General features: G+C 70.6%; 22 protein-coding genes. 12 read left to right on the top strand and 10 right to left on the bottom strand.

The annotated features are described in order from the left end of the window. The first annotated feature begins 40 nt into the window (after positions 1-40). From ACWGI2_RS20055 to ACWGI2_RS20045, 3 genes are all read left to right on the top strand, one after another. A complete protein-coding gene (locus ACWGI2_RS20055; protein WP_453397907.1) occupies positions 41-769 on the top strand; it encodes a TetR/AcrR family transcriptional regulator in 729 nt (242 codons plus the stop codon). 56 nt (positions 770-825) lie between these two features. Beyond that, positions 826-1,104 carry a hypothetical protein gene (locus tag ACWGI2_RS20050; RefSeq protein ID WP_453397906.1) on the top strand — a complete coding sequence of 93 codons (279 nt, stop codon included), beginning with the start codon at positions 826-828 and terminating at the stop codon, positions 1,102-1,104. Between the two features lie 150 nt (positions 1,105-1,254). Continuing rightward, positions 1,255-2,415, top strand: coding sequence for an NlpC/P60 family protein (locus ACWGI2_RS20045; RefSeq protein ID WP_453696608.1), 1,161 nt, complete (start codon positions 1,255-1,257; stop codon positions 2,413-2,415). 22 nt (positions 2,416-2,437) lie between these two features. Here ACWGI2_RS20045 and ACWGI2_RS20040 read toward each other — a convergent pair whose 3' ends face one another. Continuing rightward, positions 2,438-2,977, bottom strand: a complete 540-nt coding sequence (locus tag ACWGI2_RS20040; protein ID WP_453696606.1) for a hypothetical protein — start codon at positions 2,975-2,977, stop codon at positions 2,438-2,440. Here ACWGI2_RS20040 and ACWGI2_RS20035 point away from each other — a divergent pair. Further along, positions 2,952-3,104 (top strand): hypothetical protein, encoded by a 153-nt coding sequence (locus tag ACWGI2_RS20035; RefSeq protein ID WP_453696605.1) that lies wholly within the window; start codon positions 2,952-2,954, stop codon positions 3,102-3,104. The genes ACWGI2_RS20040 and ACWGI2_RS20035 overlap by 26 nt on opposite strands. A gap of 39 nt (positions 3,105-3,143) precedes the next feature. Here the strand turns inward: ACWGI2_RS20035 and ACWGI2_RS20030 are convergent, their stop codons facing one another. The 5 genes from ACWGI2_RS20030 to ACWGI2_RS20010 are packed head-to-tail and all read right to left on the bottom strand — an operon-like array spanning position 3,144 to position 8,784. After that, on the bottom strand, positions 3,144-4,379 hold the full coding sequence (locus tag ACWGI2_RS20030) for a styrene monooxygenase/indole monooxygenase family protein (RefSeq protein ID WP_453397902.1): 1,236 nt from the start codon (positions 4,377-4,379) through the stop codon (positions 3,144-3,146). A 32-nt stretch (positions 4,380-4,411) separates the two neighbouring features. Continuing rightward, positions 4,412-5,041 carry a GTP-binding protein gene (locus ACWGI2_RS20025; RefSeq protein ID WP_453397901.1) on the bottom strand — a complete coding sequence of 210 codons (630 nt, stop codon included), beginning with the start codon at positions 5,039-5,041 and terminating at the stop codon, positions 4,412-4,414. Continuing rightward, on the bottom strand, positions 5,022-5,426 hold the full coding sequence (locus ACWGI2_RS20020; RefSeq protein WP_453397900.1) for a DUF742 domain-containing protein: 405 nt from the start codon (positions 5,424-5,426) through the stop codon (positions 5,022-5,024). The genes ACWGI2_RS20025 and ACWGI2_RS20020 overlap by 20 nt, the downstream gene beginning before the upstream one ends. Next, positions 5,423-5,956, bottom strand: coding sequence for a roadblock/LC7 domain-containing protein (locus ACWGI2_RS20015; protein ID WP_453696603.1), 534 nt, complete (start codon positions 5,954-5,956; stop codon positions 5,423-5,425). Before ACWGI2_RS20015 ends, ACWGI2_RS20020 begins: the two co-directional genes overlap by 4 nt. 8 nt (positions 5,957-5,964) lie before the next feature. Then, entirely contained in the window at positions 5,965-8,784 is a 2,820-nt protein-coding gene (locus tag ACWGI2_RS20010; protein ID WP_453696601.1) for a nitrate- and nitrite sensing domain-containing protein, read from the bottom strand. A gap of 356 nt (positions 8,785-9,140) precedes the next feature. Between ACWGI2_RS20010 and ACWGI2_RS20005 the strand changes: the two genes are divergently transcribed. Continuing rightward, positions 9,141-9,986, top strand: a complete 846-nt coding sequence (locus ACWGI2_RS20005; RefSeq protein ID WP_453696600.1) for a protein phosphatase 2C domain-containing protein — start codon at positions 9,141-9,143, stop codon at positions 9,984-9,986. 110 nt (positions 9,987-10,096) lie between these two features. Here the strand turns inward: ACWGI2_RS20005 and ACWGI2_RS20000 are convergent, their stop codons facing one another. Continuing rightward, the gene (locus ACWGI2_RS20000) at positions 10,097-10,609 is read right to left on the bottom strand and encodes a MarR family winged helix-turn-helix transcriptional regulator (RefSeq protein ID WP_453696599.1); all 513 of its coding nucleotides are present in this window, start codon (positions 10,607-10,609) and stop codon (positions 10,097-10,099) included. 278 nt (positions 10,610-10,887) lie between these two features. Between ACWGI2_RS20000 and ACWGI2_RS19995 the strand changes: the two genes are divergently transcribed. Further along, a complete protein-coding gene (locus ACWGI2_RS19995) occupies positions 10,888-11,730 on the top strand; it encodes a lysozyme (RefSeq protein ID WP_453696597.1) in 843 nt (280 codons plus the stop codon). Positions 11,731-11,799: 69 nt separating this feature from the next. Here the strand turns inward: ACWGI2_RS19995 and lon are convergent, their stop codons facing one another. Both lon and ACWGI2_RS19985 read right to left on the bottom strand, forming a co-directional pair. Beyond that, positions 11,800-14,229 (bottom strand): endopeptidase La, encoded by a 2,430-nt coding sequence (gene lon / locus ACWGI2_RS19990; RefSeq protein ID WP_453696596.1) that lies wholly within the window; start codon positions 14,227-14,229, stop codon positions 11,800-11,802. Between the two features lie 108 nt (positions 14,230-14,337). Continuing rightward, a complete protein-coding gene (locus ACWGI2_RS19985; protein WP_453696594.1) occupies positions 14,338-15,084 on the bottom strand; it encodes a rhomboid-like protein in 747 nt (248 codons plus the stop codon). Positions 15,085-15,236: 152 nt separating this feature from the next. Between ACWGI2_RS19985 and ACWGI2_RS19980 the strand changes: the two genes are divergently transcribed. The 5 genes from ACWGI2_RS19980 to ACWGI2_RS19960 all read left to right on the top strand — a co-directional run bounded on the left by ACWGI2_RS19980 (position 15,237) and on the right by ACWGI2_RS19960 (position 22,249). Beyond that, positions 15,237-15,941: a spermidine synthase gene (locus ACWGI2_RS19980; RefSeq protein WP_453696592.1), complete on the top strand. Its 705-nt coding sequence runs from the start codon at positions 15,237-15,239 to the stop codon at positions 15,939-15,941. Positions 15,942-16,006: 65 nt separating this feature from the next. After that, positions 16,007-16,747, top strand: coding sequence for a response regulator transcription factor (locus ACWGI2_RS19975; RefSeq protein ID WP_055555160.1), 741 nt, complete (start codon positions 16,007-16,009; stop codon positions 16,745-16,747). 13 nt (positions 16,748-16,760) lie between these two features. Beyond that, entirely contained in the window at positions 16,761-17,846 is a 1,086-nt protein-coding gene (locus tag ACWGI2_RS19970) for a HAMP domain-containing sensor histidine kinase (protein WP_453397892.1), read from the top strand. A gap of 259 nt (positions 17,847-18,105) precedes the next feature. Then, on the top strand, positions 18,106-21,915 hold the full coding sequence (locus ACWGI2_RS19965; protein WP_453397891.1) for a multifunctional oxoglutarate decarboxylase/oxoglutarate dehydrogenase thiamine pyrophosphate-binding subunit/dihydrolipoyllysine-residue succinyltransferase subunit: 3,810 nt from the start codon (positions 18,106-18,108) through the stop codon (positions 21,913-21,915). 151 nt (positions 21,916-22,066) lie between these two features. Continuing rightward, the gene (locus tag ACWGI2_RS19960) at positions 22,067-22,249 is read left to right on the top strand and encodes a DUF6104 family protein (protein WP_003961784.1); all 183 of its coding nucleotides are present in this window, start codon (positions 22,067-22,069) and stop codon (positions 22,247-22,249) included. Between the two features lie 67 nt (positions 22,250-22,316). On the opposite strand, the gene ACWGI2_RS19955 is transcribed toward ACWGI2_RS19960, so the two are convergent. Further along, positions 22,317-23,156, bottom strand: coding sequence for a hypothetical protein (locus ACWGI2_RS19955; RefSeq protein ID WP_453696591.1), 840 nt, complete (start codon positions 23,154-23,156; stop codon positions 22,317-22,319). A gap of 170 nt (positions 23,157-23,326) precedes the next feature. Between ACWGI2_RS19955 and ACWGI2_RS19950 the strand changes: the two genes are divergently transcribed. After that, positions 23,327-24,241 (top strand): DUF4097 family beta strand repeat-containing protein, encoded by a 915-nt coding sequence (locus ACWGI2_RS19950; RefSeq protein WP_453696590.1) that lies wholly within the window; start codon positions 23,327-23,329, stop codon positions 24,239-24,241. Position 24,242: the final 1 nt, after the last annotated feature.

Raw genomic sequence — 24,242 nt, 5'->3', positions numbered from 1 at the left:
TCCTGGGCGCTTGTTCGAAAGGGCGGTTACGCTGCGAGGCATGACCTCGCCTGCTCCCACCCGCGCGTACCGGCGCCTCAGTGTCGAAGAGCGGCAGCGGCAGCTCAAGGAGGCCGCCCTGTCCCTCTTCGCGGTGCGCGCACCCGACGAGGTCTCCCTCGACGACGTCGCCGAGGCGGCCGGAGTGTCGCGGCCGCTCGTCTACCGCTACTTCCCGGGCGGCAAGCAGCAGTTGTACGAGGCCGCGCTGCGCTCCGCGGCCGACGAGCTCGAGCAGTGCTTCGCCGAACCACCGGAGGGCCCGCTCACCCGGCGCCTGGCGAACGCGCTCGACCGCTACCTCGCCTTCGTCGACCAGCACGACGCGGGGTTCAGCGCACTGCTCCAGGGCGGCAGCGTCGTGGAGACCTCGCGGACGACCGCCATCGTGGACGAGGTGCGCAGGACGGCCGCCGAGCACATCCTGGCCCACCTCGAGGTCGTCGGCGCGACGGGCCCGCGGCTCCGGATGACGGTGCGGATGTGGATCACCTCCGTCGAGGCGGCGTCGCTGATCTGGCTGGACGAGGAGAAGCAGCCGCCGCTGGACGAGCTGCGGGACTGGCTGGTCGAGCAGTTCATGGCGGTCCTCGTGGCCTCGGCGGGCCGCGACCCGCAGACCGCGGAGGCGGTACGGGTCGCCCTCGCCATGGAGACGTCCGACGGCCCCGCGGGCTCGCTCGCCCGGCGTGTCCTTCCCGTGGTGAGCGACGCGGCGCACCTGCTGTGACGTGCGGGAGCCGCCTGCTGTGACGTGCGGCGGGCGCCAGCTGTGACACTGGCCGGGTGAAGAGCGAAGACACCCCCTTTGTGGGTGGCCCCCTGGACGGCCGCGTACTGCCCATCCTGCTCGGCCCGACCGGCCACCCCCCGAAGGTGTACCGGGTTCCGGTGCCGGACGAGGCGGGCGGCCCGCCGACCGTGCTCGTGTACCGCCGGGTGGCCAAGGCGGGCGGGAAGCGGCTCGGCCTTCACCAGGGCTGGACGTACGAGTACGACCCCGAGGGCGACAAGGCCGGGTCCGGCCTGAAGTGGCCCTGGTCGAAGCCGGGCGGGGCGGGCTGAGGGTCGCCTCCGCAAGGGCGGCGCGCCGTGGGGCCCTGGACGAGTGACCGCATTGCGCCAACCCGCGCACCTTCCGGAGGCGGGCCGCGCCGGGGCGGCTGATGCTCGCGGTGCGGGGCGGAGCCGCCGCCGCGCGCCGGAGGTGATGGCATGTCAGGCACGTTGCTGCGATGGGTCGGTACGGGTGCGGTGGTCGGCGCGTTGCTGGCGCCCGCCTCCCCCGCGTACGCCGTCCCGGGGCCCGACGGCACCGGGGAGCGCCCGGTCTCCGAGCTCCTGACGGACCTTCAGGAGCTGTACCGGAAGGCCGAGGAGTCGACGGAGACGTACAACGCGACCGCGGAGAAGCTGAAGGACCAGCGCGCCGAGGTCAGGCGCCTGAACGGCAAGCTGGCCCGCGCCCGGACCTCGGTGCGCGACAGCCGTGGCGCGGCGGGCCGCTTCGCGCGCCAGCAGTACCAGGGCAGGACGAACATCTCCCCCTACGTACGCCTCCTCCTCGCCCGCAACCCGCAGCAGGCCCTGGACCAGGGGCATGTGATCGGGCGGGCGTCGGCGGAGCGGGCCGCGACGGTGGAACGGCTCGTCGGCGGCGAGAAGAGAGCATCCGAGCTCGCGGCCAGCGCCAAGGCCGCCCTGGAGACCCAACTGACCCTCGCCGCCCAGCAGAAGGAGGCACGGGACACGGTTCGCGGGCAGCTGAAGGAGGTCGAGGAACTGCTCGCCTCGCTGAGCACGGAGCAGCTGGAGGACCTCGCGCGGGCGGAGGAGGAGGGGATGGCCGAGTCCCAGCGGAAGTTCCTGAAGTCGGGCTCCCTGAGCGGTTCCCCGGGCTCCGCCGCGCCGACCCGGCCACCGTCACGGCGAGGGGACAAGGCGCTCTCCTACGCCGTGCGGCAGATCGGGAAGCCGTACAAGTGGGGCGCGGAAGGCCCCAAGGCCTTCGACTGCTCGGGCCTCACCTCGCGGGCGTGGGCAGCGGCGGGAGAGGACATCCCCCGCACGTCGCAGGAGCAGTGGGCGCAGCTGCGGCGGGTCTCGCTGCGGAAGCTGCGCCCGGGTGACTTGATCGTCTACTTCCCCAAGGCCACGCACGTAGCGCTCTACTTGGGCGACGGCATGGTGATCCAGGCCCCGCGCCCCGGAGCCAAGGTCAAGGTCTCCCCCATCGCCGCGAACCCCGTGCGGGGCGCGGTACGACCCGACCCCTCGGCAAAGCCCATGAAGGACTACGACCCGCCGAAGCTGCCGCGGGGGGCGCTGAAGGGCAGCGACGCGGGGTACGGGGCGGCGGGGGCGCCGCGGGCGTAGGGCCGGTTCGGGCGCCCCCGGGCTACGTCATCGACGGAAGAGAGCCGGCCAGCGGGGGCAGGTCGTCGTAGAGCCGCAGATCGCCGGAGTCGTCCAGGTAGGGCAGGAATTCGCTCTGCGGGAGTACCCAACCGGCCTCGCCGAAGATCGCCGTCCCCCGCTCCCGCACCGCCTCGTCGGCCCCCGCCTTCGCCACCCAGGTGCCGGGATCGGGCCCGAGAAGCTCCCGCAGCTCCGCCGATTCGGCGAGCAGCGCGGTGAGCAGCGCGGACTGGTCGCCGCCGCCCGGCCTCGGCAGCCCGTCAGGGCCCGCGAGGACGCCGTGCGCGCTGAAGTAGATGTACGCGCCGCCGAGCCGCTCCCCGGAAGGCATGGTCATGTCGAACTCGTCCCCCGGCAGTATCGCCCGCCGGTAGTCGGGGAACTCGGTGTCGTCGACAGCCTTCAGCTGGGTGGAGTCGAGCCAGGCCACCACGAGCGTGGCCCGCGCCGACCGGTCGATGTACGGGGTGCCCGCGACGTAGCCTGCCGGGCTGATGTGGCCCGAGCAGCCGACCCCCACGCCCTGGACCGGCTCCGACGACTTCGAGCTCGGCCGGTTCGTCCCCCTGCGCGCGGACCCCGACACCGACGTCTGGACCTGGGAGGGCTGGGCCCGGTTCGATGAGCTCCTGACCGAGGGCGGCTGACAGAGGCCGACAGGGACGGTCAGGAGCTGGGAACGACCGTCAGGCGCCCGTGAGCGAGCCCAGGTACGCGCCCGTCTTTTCCGGGTCGTAGAAGAAGTTCTCGAAGTCCGACGGGTCGTTGAAGCCGTTGGCGAAGCGGTCCGCGGCCGGCTGGAGTTGGCCTGCCGCGCCGATCAGGTTCAGGACGTGCTCCGGCGGCGGCGACAGCATCGCGTTCGTCCACTTGGTGACGTGCTGAGCCGTCTCCCAGTACCGGTCGAACGTGGACTGCATCCACGCCTCGTCGAACGGCTTGTCGCCGTGCGCGACGATCGAGGAGAGGTACGAAGCCGCGCACTTCGACGCCGAGTTGGAGCCCTGGCCCGTGATCGGGTCGTTGGCGACCACCACGTCCGCGACGCCCAGGACCAGGCCGCCGCCCGGCAGCCGGCCGATCGGCTTGCGGACCGTCGGCGCGTAACGGCCGCTCAACGTGCCGCCCGCGTCCGTGAGTTCGACCTTCGTGGCCCGCGCGTACTCCCACGGCGTGAACTTCTCGAGGAGTTCGAGGGTCAGCGCCAGGTGCTCCGAGGGGTCCTTGACCCCCTGGAAGACGTCCAGCGGGCCGCCCGGCACGCCCTCCCAGAACAGGATGTCCGCACGCCCGGACGTGGTGAGGGTCGGCATGACGAAGAGTTCGCCGACGCCCGGCACGAGGTTGCACCGCACCGCGTCGAACTCGGGGTGCTCGGGGCGCGGCCCCATCCCGTGGACGTAGGCGACCGCCAGCGCGCGCTGCGGGGTGTCGTACGGGGAGCGCGAGGCGTCACGCTCGAACATCGAGACCAGCTCGCCCTTGCCCGCGGAGACGAGCACCAGGTCGTAGGTGCGCGAGAAGTAGTCGAGGTCGCCGACCGCGGCGCCGTGGATGACCAGCTGGCCGCCGCGCTGCGCGAACGTCTCCATCCAGCCCGCCATCTTCACGCGCTGATCGACGGACTGCGCGATCCCGTCCAGCTTGCCGACCCAGTCGATGACGCGGGACGAGTCGGGCCCGGCGACCGAGACGCCGAGGCCCTCGATCTTCGGGGCCTGCGACTCCCAGAAGTTCAGCTGGAGGTCGCGCTCGTGCTGCAGCGCCGTGTGGAACATGCACTGCGTGGACATCACACGGCCGGACCGGACCTCGTCGGCCGTGCGGTTGGACATCAGGGTGACCTCGTACCCCTGCGACTGGAGTCCGAGGGCGATCTGGAGCCCGGCCTGACCGGCTCCGACGACGAGTATCTTCCGCATGCGGCTGCTTCTCCTACGGGTTAAAGCAAGAACTATTCGGGGGTTGCTTCAAGGGCGTGGCCGACCAGCGAGAGCAGCGACTCGATCACCGAGATCCGCTGCCTCGCGTCCATGATCAGGACCGGTATGTGCCGCGGGATCGTCAGCGCCTCACGGACGTCCGCGGGCTCGAACTCCTCGGTGCCGTCGAAGTGGTTGACGGCCACGATGTACGGCAGACCGCAGCTCTCGAAGTAGTCGAGCGCGGGGAAGCAGTCGGGCAGGCGGCGGGTGTCGGCGAGCACGACGGCGCCGATCGCGCCGCGCACCAGGTCGTCCCACATGAACCAGAAGCGCTGCTGCCCCGGCGTACCGAAGAGGTAGAGCACGAGGTCGTCGTCGAGCGTGATCCGGCCGAAGTCCATGGCGACCGTGGTCGTGGTCTTGTCCGGGGTCGACGTGAGGTCGTCCGTGTCCTCGCTCGCCTGCGTCATCAGCGCCTCCGTCTGGAGGGGCGTGATCTCGGAGACCGCGGTGACCAGGGTCGTCTTGCCGACGCCGAAGCCGCCCGCCACCACGATCTTCGTCGCGATCGGGGCCCGGGTGCGGTCCGTCTGCCAGGCTTGGAGGTTCTCGTCCGGGTCGGGGCCCGGGATACGCAGGTCAGAGACGGCGGAGCCCACTGAGCACCCTTTCCAGCAGTGCGCGGTCCGGCTGTCCCGGGCCGTGGCCCGTTCCGTACACGCGGATCTTTCCCTGGTCTGCGAGGTCGCTCAGCAGTACGCGGACCACGCCGAGCGGCATCTTCAAAAGCGCGGCGATCTCCGCGACCGTACGCATCCGGCGGCAGATCTCGACGATGGCCCGCATCTCCGGCATGACGCGGGCGGTGGCGTTGCCCTGCGGCAGTTCGAGGCGCTCCTCGGGGGCTTCGAGAGCGGCCACGAACGTCTCGACGAGCAGGACGTGACCGAAGCGGGTGCGGCCCCCGGTGAGCGAGTACGGGCGTACGCGCGAGGGTTTGCGGTCGCCGCCCCGCTGGGGCAGCTTGCCGGGCTTACTGCTCATCGGACGCTCTCCATCGACTGGCGCAGCTCACTGCGGAGTTCGGGGGTGAGGACATGCCCGGCGCGGCCGACGAAGAGCGCCATGTGGTACGCGACGACGCTCATGTCGCAGTCCGGGGTGGCGTGCACGCCGAGCAGCGAGCCGTCACTGATCGACATGACGAAGAGGCTGCCCTCCTCCATCGCGACGACGGTCTGCTTCACGGATCCCGCGTCCATCAGCTTGCCGGCGCCGATGCAGAGGGAACCGAGGCCGGACACGATGGTGGCGAGGTCGGCGCTGGACCCCTTGGGGCCCGAACTGTTGTCGACCTTCTGCTCGTTGTTGCGTGCGGGGTCGGAGGAGAGCAGGAGCAGGCCGTCGGAGGAGACCACCGCGACCGACAGCAGGCCTGGCACCTCCTCGACGAGATTCGTCAGCAGCCAGTGCAGGTTGCGTGCTTCGCTGCTCAGTCCGAACCCGGCGGAGCTGTTGCCGGCGGTGGAGCTGCCGGTGGATTTACTGCCGGTGGAAGAACTGGGCGAGCGCATGGGCGCAGTCAACTACTTGCCTCCTCGACTGTGTCCCCCATGTTTTCGGTCTCTTTGTTCTCTGCGGTCTCGTCCGTGTCTTCGTTACGTCCGGTCAGCTCGGCCTCTACGTCGCGACGGCCGCTGATGGCTCCCTGGTGGAAGCCCCCGAGACGCTTGCGCAGCGCTTCGGCGTCCACGGAGCCGCTGCGTGCCTTGGGCACGGTGGGCTCGGGCGCGGTGATCTTGGGCGTGCGCTTGGGAAGCCCCTTGTCGGTGACGCGCTCCCACTTGGGGGCGGGGGCGTCCTGCTGTGGGGCAGCTGCCGGGGCCTCGGGAACTGCCGGAGGGGTCAGCTCCATGGTCGCCTCAGGCGATGCTTCGGGCTCAGGCTCAGGCTCGGCCTCGGGCTCGGCCTCCGCTTCCCGCACCGCATGCTCCGCAGCCGCGATCAGCGGATCCTCATCGCCCTCCGGGGCAGCGGTCAGCGCCGAGCGCCCCGGCAGCACATTGGAGTTGGCCTCGGCTTCCGATCCCGGAAGGTGCAGGGCGGGGGCCCCGCCGGGCACAGGCTCGCCGACCGGCGGAGCCGTCACCGCGGGCGCAGCGGCGAGGATCGACTTCGGCAGCACCACGACCGCCGCGACGCCGCCCTGCTTCTGCTCGCGCAGCCGCACCCGTGCCCCGTGCCGCGCGGCGAGCCGGGCCACGACGTAGAGGCCGAGCCCGAGCCCGTCCCCGCTCTCCTGGTCGTACGCGTCGTCCGGACGGAAGTCCGCGAGGCGGGAGTTGAGTTCCTCCATGCGGTCCTCGGTGACCCCTATGCCCTCGTCCTGCACGGAGAGCATGACCTCGCCGCTCTCCAGGAGCCAGCCCGAGACCTCCACGGAGGCGTCCGGCGGCGAGAACGAGGTCGCGTTCTCCAGGAGCTCGGCGACCAGGTGGCTGATGTCGTCCGCGGCGAAGCCCGCGACGTGCGCGTGCGGCGGCAGCGTGGCGATGCGCACCCGCTCGTACCGCTCGATCTCACTGACCGCGGCGCGTACGACGTCGACGAGCGGGACCGGTCCGGGGTGCTGGTGGCCGTGCTCGGCACCCGCGAGGACCAGGAGGTTCTCGCTGTGGCGGCGCATGACCGTGGCGAAGTGGTCGAGCTTGAAGAGTGTGGCGAGGCGGTCGGGGTCCTGCTCACGGTCCTCGAGGTTCTCGATGACGGCGAGCTGCCGCTCGACCAGGCCGAGGGTGCGCAGGGCCAGGTTGACGAACGTGCCGTGGATGGACTGGCGCACCCGCTCCAAGTGGGCGGAGGCCTCCGCCAGTTCGGCGCGCAGCGTCTCGCGCTCGTCGGCCATGGACTGGCGCTGGCCGATGAGGTGCTTGCGGTCGGCTTCGAGCGTGGTGAGGCGCTCGGTGAGACCGGCCGCGTGTTCGTGCAGCGCGTTGACGGACCGTACGACCTGGGCGAACTCGTCGTCGCGGCCCGTGAAGCGGATCGGCTCCTGGGGCGCGGGCTCGGTGGCGAGGCGGGCCGAGCCGATGCGCAGGACGGCCAGCGGGCGGGTCAGGCTGCGGGCCATCGCCATGGAGACGCCGACCGCGACGAGCAGCGTGACGCCGATGAGCGCGACGCGGATCTCAAGGGCCGTCACGTCGTCGTCGCGCAGCGCGGCGAGGTCCTTGGTGCGCTGCACCGTGAGCGCGGACTCGGCGCCGCGCATCATCTCGATGCGGGCGGAGAGCGCGGTGTCGAGCTTCTTGCGGTCGTAGCCGCGCTCGGCGGTGGAGAGCGTGGGCTGGTCGGTGAGGCGGGTGAGGTACTTCTCGGCCGTCGTCACCTCGTGGCCCGTGACCGCCGAGTCGTACGTGGTGCGGGCGCCGTCCGTGGCCGCGTCCCGGAAGTCGGCGAGTGCCGCCTCCGCGCGGGTGTGGGCCTGCTGGCCCGCGGCGCTGAGGGCGTCACGGCTCTTGCTCTGCGCGGGAGACTCGTCGACCACCGTGGTGGGAAGGCCGGTGACGGGGTCGACGGTGGTGCTCGTCTCCGTGGAGCGCGGGACGGCGAGGGTGGCGAGGAGGAGGCCGCGGGCGCTGGCCGCCTGCTCGACGGCGTGGTCCAGGTCGGCTAGGGCGTAGGCGCCGGAGCCCGCGCGTGGCGGAGTCTTCTCGGCGAGTTCGCGGGTCAGGCCGTGCAGCTCGGTGATGACGTTCGAGTACGCCGTGTGGGCTTCCAGAGCAGTGCTCTTGCCGGTGAGCGCCGCTCTGCGTACGGCCGCGATGTCGGCGAGGTCGCCCCGCAGTCCGGCCGGGGCGTCAGCCGTGCGCAGCTCCTCGATCTGGCGGTCCACGCGGGCGCTGCGGCTCTCGGAGAGCCCCTTGCCCTGCGGGCGGCCCGCCGCGATGAACGAGGTGACCTCGTCGCGCTCGTCGGCGAGCGAGTGGCCGAGGGACACGGCGTCCTGGGTTCGCTCGGCGAGGGTCACCAGTTGCTGCGCGTCGCTCAGTTGCCCGGACGCGGCGACGATGGCGGGCGCTCCGGCCCCGGCGATCGCGGCGGCCACGACGGCGACGGCGACGATCAGCCGATTGCGTACGCGCGCGGTGGGCTTGGAGTTGACGGACTTCACGGGCTTCGAGAGTCCGTCACCGGGCTTCGAGGGTCCGTCGGCGGGCTTCGAGCCGTCAGGAGCCGTCACGGCGGGGGCGGCGTGCTCTCCCGCTGTGGGCTCGGGGTTCTCTCCCGCTGTGGGCTCGGGCGATCGCTCTGTAGGGGAGTCCGCGCCCGGCGTGGCCCCTTCGGGAGCCGTCTGCTTGCCCTTGCGCCCAGGCCGCATCTTCTGCACCGGTGCTCGCATTCTTGTTTTTCGTCTGCCCATGGGCCCGGGTGACGATCCGTCAACACACGCGCCCCCCGGTACGGCTCCAGACCCTTCCAGTGCCGGTGGGTGGCAGTCGTGCATCACATGCCTGGCCACCCGAAGGAGTGAACATCGGCGGGGAGTTGGGGAGCAAGTCCCGCCCCGGACCGAAAGTCTCGGCCACGGTGCGCCGGTTGGACGTCGACCGCAGGCTTTGGCAGGATGCGCCGCCACACGCCGCTGGAAGCGATCATTCCGACTGAAATCCGGCGTCTGACCTGCTGGTCCGGGCCAATCCTCGGCTTTCTGCGACCTCCGGATGACCTTGTGAAGGCCTCGTGCAGACTGGCCGAATGCGTATCGAACTCGCCACCGAGCCCGGAGACCCCGCACGCCCCAACGAGGACTATGCGGCGGTGATTCTTCCCGCGGCCGGACAGGGCGGATCGCTCGTCCTTCTGGATGGGGTGACTCCACCTGCCGGAGATGACGGCTGTCTGCATTCCGTCCCTTGGTTCACGGCGCGCCTCGGGGGCGCACTGGGGGAACTGTCCGTTTCACGACGGGATATGACGCTCTCTGAGATCCTCGCGGCGGCGATCGTGCGCACCGCGGAGGCCCATTGTCAAACCTGTGACCTTTCTCACCCGCGTACGCCTCAGGCGACCGTGATTCTGGTGCGTTGGGACGAGGACCAGGTCGAGCACCTCGTCCTGTCCGACTCCGCGCTCCTGATGGCGGGCCCCGACGGCCTGGTCACTCCGGTGCTCGACGAGCGCCTCGCGGAACTGCCGCCGAGGATCCGCGCGATGCGTGACGCGGTCCGCGCGCTGCCGCGCGGCTCCGCCGAGCGCGAGGAGGCGGGCCGCGCGTACGGCGCCGCCGTCGAGGCCCTGCGGAACGCGGAGGACGGCTTCTTCACCGCGGCCGCGGACCCGTCGGCGGCGGCTCGGGCCGTCACAGGCACCTGGCCGCGCGCCGAGGTGACGGCGGTGGCGGCCCTGACGGACGGGGTCGGCCGCTGGGTCGAGACGTTCCGGCAGGGCGACTGGGCCGAGTGCTTCGCGCTGCTGCGGAAGGACGGTCCGCAGCGCCTGGTGGACCGGGTAAGGGAGTTGGAGCGCGCGGACCCGGAGGGCGCGGAGTTCCCGCGGGGTAAGCGGCATGACGACGCGGCGGTGGTGTACGCGGAGTTCTGACGTGGCCGGGGGTGCGCCCCTCAAGGGGCGCGGGGAACTGCGCGACCAGCCACGACGCGGCCGCGGACGGAGACATGCCGCGCCCCGGCCCGAGCGGTGGGCCGGCCCCGTCAAGACTCCGGGGACTCGTTCAGCTGCCGCAGCAAGCGGGCAAGCTCCGCCACCTCCGCGCGATCCCACCCGGCCAGCTTCCGCACGTACCGCTCCCGACGGGCGGCCCGCACCGTGCGGAACCGTGTCGCGCCCTCCTTCGTGAGGTGGACCAGCCAGGCCCGCCCGTCGGCGGGGTCGGGCTCGCGGGCGACGAGCCCCAGTTCCTCCAGGGCGCGCAGCTGACGGCTCATCGTCGCCTTGCCGACGCCGATGTACGCGGCGAGGTCCGTGGCCCGCTGCGGGCCCGAGTCGTCGAGGCAGACCAGGAGTCCGTACGCGGCGGGCTCCAGGTCGGGGTGGACCTGACGCGCCATCTCGCCGGAGGAGGCCCGTGCCCGGCGCAGGAGCAGCGACAACTCACGCTCCAGGGAGAGGAACTCACGGTCGACCCCCCTGTTCACGTCGACTCCGCCCTCCCTGTCCACGTCGACTCCACCGTCGTTCCCGCCCTTGTGCACTTCAGCACCCATGGCACGCTTTCTTTCCGGATCATGAAAATTTTCCGCCCCGCACGGCGGAAGACATCCGCGTCGGCCCATCGCCGCAGCTCGCCCAGTATTTCGTAACGCCCCGGGGCATCACCCCGAGGCCACCGCCGCTGGAGTAGACCAACGGCAGAGACCGGACCCTCTTCCCAGCCTCGGGTCTACGTGCGTAGCGTCATGCGTGACATGTTCACACCAGGAACTGTCGACAGGTCCCCCCACGAGCTCCATCGAGCTCAACCGAGGCCTACGGAGGCACGCACATGCCCGTGCACAGACCCGGAACGCCCCGCCGCTCCCGCTGGTCAGCGGCCGGAATCCTGCTCTCAGTCCTCTCCGCCCTCTCCCTCCTCCTCACGCTGCCGGGCGCCGCACAGGCCGCCGGCGGCGATGACACACCGGCCCGCGGCTCCGCCCGCATGGGCCAGGGCGTCATCAAGCACGACGGGCAGGGCAGTCTGCCGCCCGGTGGCGACGCCGTACAGACCGAGGGCGTCGACGTCAGCAGCCATCAGGGCAACGTCGCCTGGTCGACGCTCTGGAACAGCGGCGTGAAGTGGTCCTACGTCAAGGCGACCGAGGGCACGTACTACAAGAACCCGTACTTCGCCCAGCAGTACAACGGTTCGTACAACGTAGGCATGATCCGCGGCGCCTACCACTTCGCGACGCCCGACACCACGAGCGGCGCCACCCAGGCCAACTACTTCGTGGACAACGGCGGCGGCTGGTCGCGCGACGGCAGGACGCTGCCGGGCGCGCTTGACATCGAGTGGAATCCGTACGGGGCGGCCTGCTTCGGCAAGTCCCAGTCGGCGATGGTCACCTGGATCCGTGACTTCCTGAACCAGTACAAGGCGCGCACCGGGCGGCACGCGGTGATCTACACGGCCACCAGCTGGTGGAAGCAGTGCACCGGCAACTACGGCGGCTTCGCGGTCAACAACCCGCTGTGGATCGCGCGTTACAACACCTCGCCGGGCGAGCTGCCCGCCGGATGGGGCTTCCACACCATGTGGCAGTACACCTCGACGGGCCCGACGGTCGGGGACCACAACAAGTTCAACGGCGCCCTGGACAGGGTGCAGGCACTCGCCAACGGCTGAGCACGCCCGGCGCGCGAGGGCCCGGCACCCTTTGCGGGGTCCCGGGCCCTCACTGACCGGCCGCCTCCGTCACGCGGCGGCCGGGATCCTCACCTCGGCCTCCGTCAGGGCCAGTTCGAGCACCTGACGGACGTCCGTCACCGGGTGCACGTCCAGCTTCTGCAGGATCTCCGCCGGGACGTCGTCCAGATCGGCCTCGTTCCGCTTCGGGATGATCACCGTGGTGATCCCTGCGCGGTGCGCGGCGAGCAGCTTCTGCTTGACGCCGCCGATCGGCAGCACCCGTCCGGTCAGCGAGACCTCGCCGGTCATGGCCACGTCCGTACGGACGAGACGGCCGCTGAGCAGCGACGCGAGGGCGGTCGTCATGGTGACGCCCGCGCTCGGCCCGTCCTTGGGCACCGCGCCCGCCGGGAAGTGGATGTGCACGCCGCGTTCCTTCAGGTCGGCGACGGGCAGCTCCAGTTCGGCGCCGCGCGAGCGCAGGAAGGAGAGCGCGATCTGCGCGGACTCCTTCATCACGTCGCCGAGCTGACCGGTCAGGGTCAGGCCCGCGGCGCCGGTCTCCGGATCGGCCAGCGACGCCTCGACGAACAGCACGTCGCCTCCCGCGCCGGTGACCGCGAGCCCGGTCGCCACGCCCGGCACCGCCGTGCGCCGCTCGGCCGGGTCCTGCGCCGACTCGGGCACGTGGTGCGGGCGCCCGATGAGCCCGCGCAGGTCCTCGTCCGTCACCGTGAACGGCAGCTCCCGCTCTCCCAGTTCGTGCTGGGCCGCGACCTTGCGGAGCAGCCGCGCCACGGACCGCTCCAGGTTCCGTACGCCCGCTTCCCGGGTGTACTCCCCCGCGAGCTTGCGCAGCGCGCTCTCGTCCAGGGTGACCTCGTCCGTCTCCAGACCGGCCCGCTCCAGCTGGCGCGGGAGCAGGTGGTCGCGGGCGATGACGACCTTCTCGTCCTCGGTGTAGCCGTCGAGCCTGACCAGCTCCATGCGGTCGAGCAGCGCCTCGGGGATGGATTCGAGGACGTTCGCCGTCGCCAGGAACACCACGTCGCTCAGGTCGAGCTCGACCTCCAGGTAGTGGTCGCGGAAGGTGTGGTTCTGCGCCGGGTCGAGGACTTCGAGGAGGGCGGCCGCCGGGTCGCCCCGGAAGTCGGAGCCCACCTTGTCGATCTCGTCGAGGAGCACGACGGGGTTCATGGACCCGGCCTCCTTGATGGCCCGCACGATCCGCCCCGGCAGCGCCCCGACGTACGTACGGCGGTGCCCGCGGATCTCCGCCTCGTCGCGTACGCCGCCGAGCGCGACCCGCACGAACTTGCGGCCCATGGCGTGCGCGACGGACTCGCCGAGGCTCGTCTTGCCGACGCCCGGAGGACCGACCAGGGCGAGGACCGCGCCGCCACGACGGCCGCCGACGACCCCGAGGCCGCGGTCGGCGCGTCGCTTGCGCACGGCGAGGTACTCGGTGATGCGCTCCTTCACGTCCTCGAGGCCCGCGTGCTCGGCGTCGAGGATGCTCTGGGCGCCCTTGATGTCGTACTCGTCTTCGGTCCGTTCGTTCCACGGGAGTTCGAGGACGGTGTCGAGCCAGGTCCTGATCCAGGAGCCCTCGGGCGACTGGTCGCTGGAACGTTCCAGCTTGTCGACCTCCTTGAGGGCGGCCTCCCGTACCTTCTCGGGGAGGTCCGCGGCCTCGACGCGGGTGCGGTAGTCGTCGGACTCCTCGGCTGCGTCCTTGCTGTCGCCGTTGATCTCGCGCAGTTCCTTGCGCACGGCGTCGAGCTGGCGGCGCAGCAGGAACTCGCGCTGCTGCTTGTCGACGCCTTCCTGGACGTCCTTGGCGATGGCCTCGGCGACGTCCTGCTCGGCGAGGTGCTCGCGCAGCTGCTCGGTGGCGAGCTTCAGGCGGGCGGCCGGGTCGTCGGTCTCCAGGAGCTCGATCTTCTGCTGGGTGGAGAGGAAGGGGGAGTATCCGGAGTTGTCGGCAAGGGCGGAGACGTCGTCGATCTGCGTGACGCGGTCGACGACCTGCCAGGCGCCGCGCTTCTTCAGCCAGCTGGTGGCGAGCGCCTTGTACTCCTTGACCAGCTCGGCGACCGCTCCCGGCAGGGGGTCGGGCACGGTCTCCTCGACCTTGACGCCCTCCACCCAGAGCGCGGCACCGGGCCCGGTCGTCCCGGCGCCGATCCGCACGCGGCCACGGCCACGGATGAGGGCGCCGGGGTCACCGTCGGAGAGGCGGCCGACCTGCTCGACGGTGCCGAGGACGCCGGTCGCGGCGTACGTGCCGTCGATGCGCGGAACAAGAAGGACCTGCGGCTTGCTGCTCCCGTTGGAGCGGGCGGCCGCTTGGGCGGCCTCCACCGCGGCTCGTACGTCGGCGTCGGACAGGTCGAACGGAACCACCATGCCGGGCAGGACGACCTCGTCGTCGAGCGGCAGCACGGGCAGGGTCAGCGGCGTGGACGCGTTTGACTGAGCAGACTCAGCAGACATGATCTCCCCTTCGGCATTCAAGTTGAGCTATGTGGACTCAATGCTCGTGAGTCCTTGAATGTTCCCCAAAGGGTGTTCGCTGTCAGCGATCACTTCGATACGAGGCGATCAGGCGAGCCGGCGCCACCGTCGCACCAGCGGCCACGTGGCGACGCCGATCGACAGGGCCAGCAGATGGCCCCAGTTCGTCATCGGGTCCTCGAACGCGATCAGATCCTCGATCAGCATGCCGCCGAACCCGGCGAGCACCAGCCACCGGAGCCACGGCCTGAAGAGGCCCGCCAGCGCGCCGACGCTCGCCGCGACACCGAAGCTGATGCCGTAGTCGAGGCGGTGCAAGGAGCTGTCCGGCAGATGGCCCGCGAGGACCGAGAGGCCGACCGGGACCTCGGTCGCGAGGGTGGCCACGACGTGGCCGAGCAGGAAGACGCCCGCGGTGCGCAGCGCCCCGATGCGGCGCTCCAGGGCCGTGAGGACCAGCAGGAAGCCGATCGCGTACGGCGACGCGATGCCGCCCGCGATCCACAGCGCGCTGGCCACCAGGACGAGGAGCGGCTCCTGGGTGAGGTGCGCGACGTCCGTGCTGGAGTGCTGGTGCAGCGTCGAGATGAGGGACGGGTCCGCGTACTGCGTCAGGAGCGATGTCGCGGTCAGCACGGCCGCGTAGCCGAACGTGAAGGGCGTGCCCGTGGGGGTCGGGAGCAGGCGCCAGAGGCGCGGGCGCCGTCCGGGTGCGGCCGTCGCCTCGGGGGCGGTCACCTCAGGGGCTCGGGACCGTTGCCGGGGGATGCCGTCCAGGCCGGGCGGGGCTGTCTCCTCGGGTGCCGTGGGGGCAGCCGACACGCTCAGGTTCAAGGTGGGACGCTCCTTCCGTCATGTCCACCCTTTGCCGATCTTTCCGGCACTGTCTATGACCCGCGCCACGTGAGACACGAATCACAGCAACCTGCCCGCTCGTGTTCGCGTCCGCCCCGAGCCGCACGGGCGCCGGTCATACGCTGGCGGCCATGCACACCCACACCACCGCCCCCGTCGTCATCGACCGGCGTGAGGGGCCGTACGGCGAAGTCGTACTGCGGCGCCATGGTGCGCTTCTGCAGATCATCGCCAACGGCTGTTTCCTCATGGACACTTCGGACGGCCGCTCGGAGCGGCTGCTCGTCGACGCGGCGTACGACGCCCTCGACGATCCCCGGGAGCCCGCGCTGCTCATCGGCGGCCTGGGCGTCGGCTTCTCCCTCGCCCACGCGGCGGCCGACCCGCGCTGGGGCCGCATCACGGTCGTGGAGCGCGAGCAGGCCATCATCGACTGGCACCGCTCAGGTGCGGACGCCCCGCTGGCCGGGCTCTCCGGCACCGCGCTCGCCGATCCGCGCACGGAGATCCTGCACACAGACCTCGTGGCGCACCTTTCCGGCGCCGACGCCCCTGACGGCACCCCGAAAACGTACGACGCGCTCTGTCTGGACATCGACAACGGCCCGGACTGGACGGTGACGGAGGACAACAACTCCCTCTATTCTCCGGCCGGTCTGGCGGCCTGTCAGGCTCGCCTCAACCCCGGCGGAGTGCTCGCCGTGTGGTCCGCCCAGCCCTCGTCCGCTTTCGACTTCGCTCTACGGAATGCCGGGTTCCAGTCGGTACGGACGGAAGAGATCCCCGTTGCCCGAGGCGTACCCGACGTGGTTCATCTCGGCGTCAGGGCTGCGTAGCCGAGGTGCCTTCGCGACCCGTACCCTGCTGACCGAACACAAGCGATCAGTGTCAGGGGCGGGCGATGGAGCAGACACACACCTCCCACAACGGTGCGACGGCGGCGATGCCAGGCGCCCAGCGCCGGGTTCTGGTGGTCGAGGACGACCCGACGATCGTCGACGCCATCGCCGCCCGGCTACGCGCCGAGGGTTTCGTAGTGCAAACGGCGGGCGACGGCCCGTCCGCGGTCGACACCGCGCAGGCTTGGCAGCCCGATCTGCTGATCCTGGACATCATGCTGCCGGGCTTCGACGGGCTTGAAGTGTGCCGTCGGGTGCAGGCCCAGCGGCCGGTGCCGGTCCTCATGCTGACGGCGCGCGACGACGAGACGGACATGCTGGTCGGGCTCGGCGTCGGCGCCGACGACTACATGACCAAGCCGTTCTCCATGCGGGAGCTCGCGGCCCGCGTGCACGTCCTGCTGCGCAGGGTCGAGCGGGCCGCCCTTGCCGCGACCACCCCGCGCAGCGGGATCCTGCGGCTCGGCGAGCTGGAGATCGACCACGCCCAGCGGCGGGTCAGGGTCCGCAGCGAGGACGTCCATCTGACGCCGACGGAGTTCGACCTGCTCGTCTGCCTGGCCAACACGCCGCGCGCGGTGCTCTCGCGCGAGCAGCTGCTCGCCGAGGTGTGGGACTGGGCGGACGCGTCGGGCACCCGGACCGTCGACAGCCACATCAAGGCCCTGCGCCGGAAGATCGGCGCCGAGCGGATCCGTACGGTGCACGGCGTCGGGTACGCCCTGGAGACCCCGACCCCCTGAGGTGAGCCGTCCGATGACAGGTCCCTTCGGCGGGCTGCGGCCGTTCTCCATCAAGACCAAGCTCGGCACGCTGGTGGTCGTCTCGGTCTTCATCACCACGGGTCTGCTGATGGTGGCGATGAAGACGGAGACGGAGCTGCGCTTCATCACCGTCTTCTCCGTGATCGCCACGCTGCTGATCACGCAGTTCGTGGCGCACAGCCTCACCGCTCCCCTGGACGAGATGAACTCCGTGGCGCGCGCCGTCTCGCACGGCGACTACACGCGCCGGGTGCGCGGCGCCGACCGCCGTGACGAGCTGGGCGACGTGGCCACCACGATCAACCGCATGGCGGACGACCTGGAAGCCCAGGACCAGCAGCGCAAGGAGCTGGTCGCCAACGTCTCGCACGAACTGCGCACCCCCATCGCGGGCCTGCGCGCGGTCCTGGAGAACGTCGTCGACGGAGTCTCCGCCGCCGACCCGGAGACCATGCGTACGGCCCTGAAGCAGACGGAGCGGCTCGGGCGGCTCGTGGAGACCCTGCTCGACCTGTCCCGCCTGGACAACGGCGTCGTACCGCTGAAGGCCCGCCGCTTCGAGGTGTGGCCCTACCTGTCGGGCGTCCTCAAGGAGGCCAACATGGTGGCCTCCGCGCGTGCGGGCATCGCGTCGGGCTCCGGCAGCCACACGCGCACGGACGTGCATCTGCATCTGGACGTCACGCCGCCCGAGCTGACCGCGCACGCGGACGCCGAGCGCCTGCACCAGGTCGTGGCCAACCTCATCGACAACGCGGTCAAGCACAGCCCGCCGCACGGCCGCGTCACCGTGCGCGCCCGGCGCGGCCTCTACCCCGAGTCCCTGGACCTGGAGGTCCTCGACGAGGGCCCCGGCATCCCCAAGTCGGAGTGGCACCGGGTCTTCGAGCGCTTCAACCGCGGCAGCCACGCCAACACGCCTCCGTCGGGCCCCGGCAGCGACGGCGGCACCGGGCTCGGGCTCGCCATCGCGCGCTGGGCGGTCGATCTGCACGGCGGTCACATCGGTGTGGCCGAATCCCCTCGTGGCTGCCGGATCCAGGTCACTCTTCCGGGCCTGCCCGAACTGAGAAGTTGACGTAGGGTTCGAAACGGAAGCGATTCGCGGGCGCATCGGAAGCGCGCCCGGGTGACGCCACCGCGTTGGGCACGGCCCGCGCGGCCATCCGGCGATCCGGAACCTCGCTTGTTTCCCGCCATTTACGTCACCGAAACCCCCCATCCAATGTGACTTACGCGACGGATGACGGGGCCGGTCTGCACCTGACGGCGATGGAGGCGTAGCCTTAATTCCCGCTGTCCATCACCTTGTGAAGCGGAAGAGGGCGGTTACCGCCGTGTCGTCACAGTCCCCCAGTAGCTCGAGCATCTCGACCGACCAAGACGGTCAGGGCAAGGACCCTGCTGCTGCCTTCGGTCCCAATGAGTGGCTCGTCGACGAGATCTATCAGCAGTACCTCCAGGACCCGAACTCGGTCGACCGAGCCTGGTGGGACTTCTTCGCCGACTACAAGCCGGGAGCGGGCGCCTCACCTGCCGCTGCCCCGGCCAAGCCGGCGGGTGACGCAGCCGCGGGGGCTGCGGACACCACGTCCCCCGCAGCTCCCGCCGCACCCGCAGCCACTCCGGCCGCACCCGCGAAGCCCGCCGCGTCCGCCGCGCCCGCAGCTCCGGCTGCGAAGCCCGCGGCCGCCGCTCCGGCCCCCGCCGCGAAGCCCGCAGCCGCGAAGCCCGCCGCCAAGGCGGAGCCCGCGGCCCCTGCTGAATCGGCCCCGGCAGGACCCGAGTACGTGACGCTGCGCGGCCCCGCCGCCGCAGTTGCGAAGAACATGAACGCCTCCGTGGAGGTCCCGACGGCGACGTCGGTCCGCGCGGTCCCGGTGAAGCTGCTCTTCGACAACCGCATCGTCATCAACAACCACCTCAAGCGCGCCCGCGGCGGGAAGATCTCCTTCACGCACCTCATCGGGTACGCGATGGTGCAGGCCATCAAGGCCATGCCGTCGATGAACTACTCCTTCGTGCAGAAGGACGGCAAGCCGACGCTGGTCAAGCCGGAGCACGTGAACTTCGGCCTCGCCATCGACCTCGTGAAGCCGAACGGCGACCGCCAGCTGGTCGTCGCGGGCATCAAGAAGGCCGAGACGCTGAACTTCTTCGAGTTCTGGCAGGCCTACGAGGACATCGTCCGCCGCGCACGCGACGGCAAGCTCGGCATGGACGACTTCACCGGCGTCACGGTCTCGCTGACCAACCCCGGCGGCCTCGGCACCGTCCACTCGGTCCCCCGCCTGATGCCCGGACAGTCGGTCATCATGGGCGTCGGCTCGATGGACTACCCCGCGGAGTTCCAGGGCACCTCCCAGGACACCCTGAACAAGCTCGGCATCTCGAAGGTCATGACGCTCACGTCGACCTACGACCACCGGGTGATCCAGGGCGCCGCCTCCGGCGAGTTCCTGCGCATCGTCGCGAACCTGCTGCTCGGCGAGAACGACTTCTACGACGAGATCTTCAAGGCGCTGCGGATCCCGTACGAGCCGGTCCGCTGGCTCAAGGACATCGACGCCTCGCACGACGACGACGTCACGAAGGCCGCCCGCGTCTTCGAGCTGATCCACTCCTACCGCGTCCGCGGCCACGTCATGGCCGACACGGACCCGCTGGAGTACAAGCAGCGCAAGCACCCCGACCTGGACATCACCGAGCACGGCCTCACCCTGTGGGACCTTGAGCGTGAGTTCGCGGTCGGCGGCTTCGCCGGCAAGTCGATGATGAAGCTGCGCGACGTCCTCGGCGTGCTGCGCGACTCGTACTGCCGCACCACCGGCATCGAGTTCATGCACATCCAGGACCCGAAGCAGCGCAAGTGGCTCCAGGACCGCATCGAACGCACCCACGCCACGAAGCCCGAGCGCGAGGAGCAGCTGCGCATCCTGCGCAGGCTGAACGCCGCCGAGGCCTTCGAGACGTTCCTTCAGACGAAGTACGTCGGCCAGAAGCGCTTCTCCCTGGAGGGCGGCGAGTCCGTCATCCCGCTGCTCGACGCCGTCATCGACAGCGCCGCCGAGTCGCGCCTGGACGAGGTCGTCATCGGCATGGCCCACCGCGGCCGCCTGAACGTCCTCGCGAACATCGTGGGCAAGTCGTACGCCCAGATCTTCCGCGAGTTCGAGGGCAACATGGACCCCAAGTCCATGCACGGCTCCGGCGACGTGAAGTACCACCTGGGCGCCGAGGGCACCTTCACCGGCCTGGACGGCGAGCAGATCAAGGTCTCGCTCGCGGCGAACCCCTCCCACCTGGAGACGGTCGACCCGGTCATCGAGGGCATCACCCGCGCCAAGCAGGACATCATCAACAAGGGCGGCACGGACTTCACGGTCCTGCCGGTCGCCCTGCACGGCGACGCGGCCTTCGCGGGCCAGGGTGTGGTCGCCGAGACGCTGAACATGTCGCAGCTGCGCGGTTACCGCACGGGCGGCACGGTCCACATCGTCATCAACAACCAGGTCGGCTTCACCGCCGCCCCGGAGTCGTCGCGCTCCTCCATGTACGCCACGGACGTGGCCCGCATGATCGAGGCGCCGATCTTCCACGTGAACGGCGACGACCCCGAGGCCGTCGTCCGCATCGCGCGGCTCGCGTTCGAGTTCCGTCAGGCGTTCAACAAGGACGTCGTGATCGACCTCATCTGCTACCGCCGCCGCGGTCACAACGAGTCGGACAACCCGGCGTTCACGCAGCCGCTGATGTACGACCTGATCGACAAGAAGCGCTCGGTGCGCAAGCTCTACACCGAGTCCCTCATCGGTCGCGGCGACATCACCCTGGAAGAGGCCGAGCAGGCCCTCCAGGACTTCCAGGGCCAGCTGGAGAAGGTCTTCACGGAGGTCCGCGAGGCCATCTCGCAGCCCGCCGAGGCCGAAGTCCCGGCCCCCGAGGCCGAGTTCCCGGTGAACGTCGACACGTCGATCACCCAGGAAGTCGTCAAGCGGATCGCCGAGTCCCAGGTCAACATCCCCGACCGGGTCACCGTCCACCCGCGTCTGCTGCCGCAGTTGCAGCGCCGCGCGTCGATGGTCGAGGAAGACACCATCGACTGGGGCATGGGCGAGACCCTCGCCATCGGCTCGCTGCTCCTGGAGGGCACGCCGGTCCGTCTTTCGGGCCAGGACTCGCGCCGTGGCACGTTCGGTCAGCGCCACGCGGTCCTCATCGACCGCGAGACGGGCGAGGACTTCACGCCGCTCCTGTACCTCTCCGAGGACCAGGCCCGCTACAACGTCTACGACTCGCTGCTCTCCGAGTACGCGGTGATGGGCTTCGAGTACGGCTACTCGCTGGCCCGCCCCGAGTCCCTCGTCATGTGGGAAGCGCAGTTCGGTGACTTCGTCAACGGCGCGCAGACGGTGGTGGACGAGTACATCTCGGCCGCCGAGCAGAAGTGGAACCAGCACTCCGGCGTCACGCTGCTGCTGCCGCACGGCTACGAGGGCCAGGGCCCGGACCACTCGTCCGCCCGCATCGAGCGCTTCCTCCAGCTGTGCGCGCAGAACAACATGACGGTCGCGATGCCGACCCTGCCGTCGAACTACTTCCACCTCCTGCGGTGGCAGGTGCACAACCCGCACCACAAGCCGCTGGTGGTCTTCACCCCGAAGTCGATGCTGCGCCTCAAGGCGGCGGCCTCGAAGACGGAGGAGTTCACGACGGGTGGCTTCCGCCCGGTCATCGGCGACGAGACGGTCGAGGCGTCGGCGGTCCGCAAGGTCGTCTTCTGCGCCGGCAAGCTGTACTACGACCTCGAAGCCGAGCGGAAGAAGCGCGGCGACACGGGCACCGCGATCATCCGTATCGAGCGTCTGTACCCGCTGCCGGGTGCCGAGCTCCAGGCGGAGATCGCCAAGTACCCGAACGCCGAGAAGTACCTGTGGGCGCAGGAGGAGCCGGCGAACCAGGGGGCGTGGCCCTTCATCGCCCTGAACCTCATCGACCACCTGGACCTGGCGGTCGGCGCGGACATCCCGCACGGCGAGCGCCTGCGCCGCATCTCGCGGCCGCACGGCTCGTCCCCGGCGGTCGGCTCGAAGAAGCGCCACGAGCAGGAGCAGGAACAGCTGCTCCGCGAGGTCTTCGAGGCGTAGGCCTGAGCGGTCTTTACGAAGGTTCTGTACGCAGGTGGGTCCGGTCCCGAGTGCTTGTCACCCGGGGCCGGGCCCACCGGCGTATCGGCTTATCCTGAATGTCCTGAGCACATCGCTCGTCAGTCGTCGTTCCTGAATCGCGGAGCCTGTCTTGTACTTCACCGACCGTGGCATCGAGGAGCTGGAGAAGCGGCGCGGCGAGGAGGAAGTCACCTTCGAGTGGCTCGCCGAGCAGCTCCGCACCTTCGTGGACCTCAACCCGGACTTCGAGGTCCCGGTCGAGCGCCTGGCGACCTGGCTGGCCCGTCTGGACGACGAGGACGAGGACGAGTAGGCAGCGAGACGTGGTCGGCGCCCGCACCCTGTCGTAGGCAAGACCCAGGGCGCCTCGGGGGGCCTTCTCAGCCCCACCCGGATCCGGTGTCGGCCGCCCGCACCCTGTCGTACGCAAGACCCAGGGCGCCATGCACCAGCAGGAGCGCTCCCGCCACGGCCCAGCCCCCGCTGCGCCGCCGCACGGCCCACGCCGTGAGCGGCAGCCCCGCGGCCATCTGCGCCACGGCCAGCGCGCGGGCCCGGGGTCCGCGCAGCCAGGGCCCGAAGGGTCCCCGCTCGACCACGTCGAGCTCCGCCCGCACCGCGTCCCGCCACCCGGACCACTCCACCTCCCGGACCCCCGGCACCACGCGTGCCACCGCGCGCAGCCGGTCCGCGGGTTCGCCGGGGCCGAGGCCGGACGGGAGCGCCACTCCTGCCCGCGCGAGGACGGCGAGCAGGCCCAGCAGTCGTGCGCGTGCGTCGGACTCCGTGTCGGGGCGCCCCAGGGCCTCCAGGGCTTGCATGTCCAGGACGGGGTCGAGGCCGAGGCGTGCGCCGAAGGTACGCAGGGCCTCGTCCTCGCCGACGGGCGTCCCGTTCGCCAGCCACACGTACTCGACGGTGCGCCGGAAGCCCGCGGCGAGGGTGCAGCCGGAGCGGTCGGAGTCCCACCACAACGCGAGCACCGGCCAGGTCGACCCGACGGCGAGCGCGGTGGCCCAGCCGGTGAGCACCCGGTCCACCGGCTCGTCACCGTGCGCCCAGGGCTTGCCTTCGGGTACGAGGACGCTCCACTCGCGGCCCGCAGGGGCGAGCAGCAGCTGTTCGCGCAACAGGCGGGCGGAGGGCTCGACCGCGTCGGGTTCGGCCCGGCAGAGCAGCAGCGCACCGGCGGCGGTGTGCTCGAAAGCTTCGGACGACATGGCCCCACGCTAGGTCAAATCGCCATATTTAGCGCAGAGGAGCGAGGGCGTCTTGACTTTCCGTGACCGCGATATATCGTGTATCTCAGAGACGCGATATGGCGCGTTGCCGTCCGGGCTTCCGAGCCCTCCCGCCCACAGCAGCCCAGCCCGCCGAGGAGGTCAGCCCGATGTCAGAGTGGTCCGTCGCCGAGCCCCAGAAACTCACGTTCGACGCCCCCGTGAAGACCCTCCATGTGCGCGTCGTCAACGGAACAGTGAACGTCGTGGGCACCGACGAAGTTTCCGCCCGGCTCGAGGTCTCCGAGATCGAGGGGCCGCCCCTGACCGTCACGCAGGCCGACGGCATCCTGACCGTCGCGTATGACGACCTGCCCTGGAAGGGCTTCCTCAAGTGGCTCGACCGCAAGGGTTGGCGCCGCAGTGCCGTGATCTCACTTGCCGTCCCCGCGGGCACCCGTGTCGAGGTGGGCGTGGTCGGGGCGGGCGCCGTGGTCTCGGGGATCGAGGGGACCACGGAGGTCAAGGGCGTCACCGGCGACACGACCCTCGTCGGCCTCTCGGGCCGGGTCCGCGCCGACACGGTCTCGGGCAGCCTGGAGGCGCAGGGCATCACCGGCGACCTGCGGTTCAACTCCGTCTCTGGCGATCTGACCGTCTTCGAGGGCGCGGGCTCCTCCGTTCGGGCCGATTCGGTGAGCGGCTCGATGATCGTGGATCTCGACCCGGCGAGCACTCTGACCGACATCGGCCTGACGAGCGTGTCCGGGGAGATCGCGATAAGGCTGCCCCACCCGACGGACGCGGACGTCGAGGCGAACACCGCGAGCGGAGCGGTGTCCAACGCGTTCGAGGATCTGCGGGTCAGCGGCCAGTGGGGGGCGAAGAAGATCACCGGCCGCCTGGGTTCGGGCAGCGGAAAGCTGAAGGCGACGACGGTGACGGGGTCCATCGCGCTGCTGCGCAGGCCACCCACGGAGGAAGATCCGTCCGACGAGTTCCCGCCGACCGCGTCCCCGACGGACCCGAAAGACGCTCCCCCGGCTGACGACGACGCCGCCCCGACCGACAAGAAGGTGCTCTGAG

Source organism: Streptomyces sp. NPDC054866, from assembly GCF_053610745.1.
Note: the sequence above shows the minus strand (reverse complement) of the source record. Positions and strands in the feature narration are given on the sequence as shown.

Excerpts from the sequence above, each read along its gene's own strand:
- ACWGI2_RS19980 (WP_453696592.1), top strand. The coding sequence starts at position 15,237 with ATGCACACCCACACCACCGCCCCCGTCGTCATCGACCGGCGTGAGGGG.
- ACWGI2_RS19950 (WP_453696590.1), top strand. The coding sequence starts at position 23,327 with ATGTCAGAGTGGTCCGTCGCCGAGCCCCAGAAACTCACGTTCGACGCC.
- ACWGI2_RS20045 (WP_453696608.1), top strand. The coding sequence starts at position 1,255 with ATGTCAGGCACGTTGCTGCGATGGGTCGGTACGGGTGCGGTGGTCGGC.
- ACWGI2_RS20055 (WP_453397907.1), top strand. The coding sequence starts at position 41 with ATGACCTCGCCTGCTCCCACCCGCGCGTACCGGCGCCTCAGTGTCGAA.
- ACWGI2_RS19975 (WP_055555160.1), top strand. The coding sequence starts at position 16,007 with ATGGAGCAGACACACACCTCCCACAACGGTGCGACGGCGGCGATGCCA.
- ACWGI2_RS20010 (WP_453696601.1), bottom strand. The coding sequence starts at position 8,784 with ATGCGAGCACCGGTGCAGAAGATGCGGCCTGGGCGCAAGGGCAAGCAG.
- ACWGI2_RS19955 (WP_453696591.1), bottom strand. The coding sequence starts at position 23,156 with ATGTCGTCCGAAGCTTTCGAGCACACCGCCGCCGGTGCGCTGCTGCTC.
- ACWGI2_RS19970 (WP_453397892.1), top strand. The coding sequence starts at position 16,761 with ATGACAGGTCCCTTCGGCGGGCTGCGGCCGTTCTCCATCAAGACCAAG.
- ACWGI2_RS20005 (WP_453696600.1), top strand. The coding sequence starts at position 9,141 with ATGCGTATCGAACTCGCCACCGAGCCCGGAGACCCCGCACGCCCCAAC.
- ACWGI2_RS20000 (WP_453696599.1), bottom strand. The coding sequence starts at position 10,609 with ATGGGTGCTGAAGTGCACAAGGGCGGGAACGACGGTGGAGTCGACGTG.
- ACWGI2_RS20020 (WP_453397900.1), bottom strand. The coding sequence starts at position 5,426 with ATGAGCAGTAAGCCCGGCAAGCTGCCCCAGCGGGGCGGCGACCGCAAA.
- ACWGI2_RS19995 (WP_453696597.1), top strand. The coding sequence starts at position 10,888 with ATGCCCGTGCACAGACCCGGAACGCCCCGCCGCTCCCGCTGGTCAGCG.
- ACWGI2_RS20035 (WP_453696605.1), top strand. The coding sequence starts at position 2,952 with ATGTGGCCCGAGCAGCCGACCCCCACGCCCTGGACCGGCTCCGACGAC.
- ACWGI2_RS20030 (WP_453397902.1), bottom strand. The coding sequence starts at position 4,379 with ATGCGGAAGATACTCGTCGTCGGAGCCGGTCAGGCCGGGCTCCAGATC.
- ACWGI2_RS20015 (WP_453696603.1), bottom strand. The coding sequence starts at position 5,956 with ATGCGCTCGCCCAGTTCTTCCACCGGCAGTAAATCCACCGGCAGCTCC.
- lon (WP_453696596.1), bottom strand. The coding sequence starts at position 14,229 with ATGTCTGCTGAGTCTGCTCAGTCAAACGCGTCCACGCCGCTGACCCTG.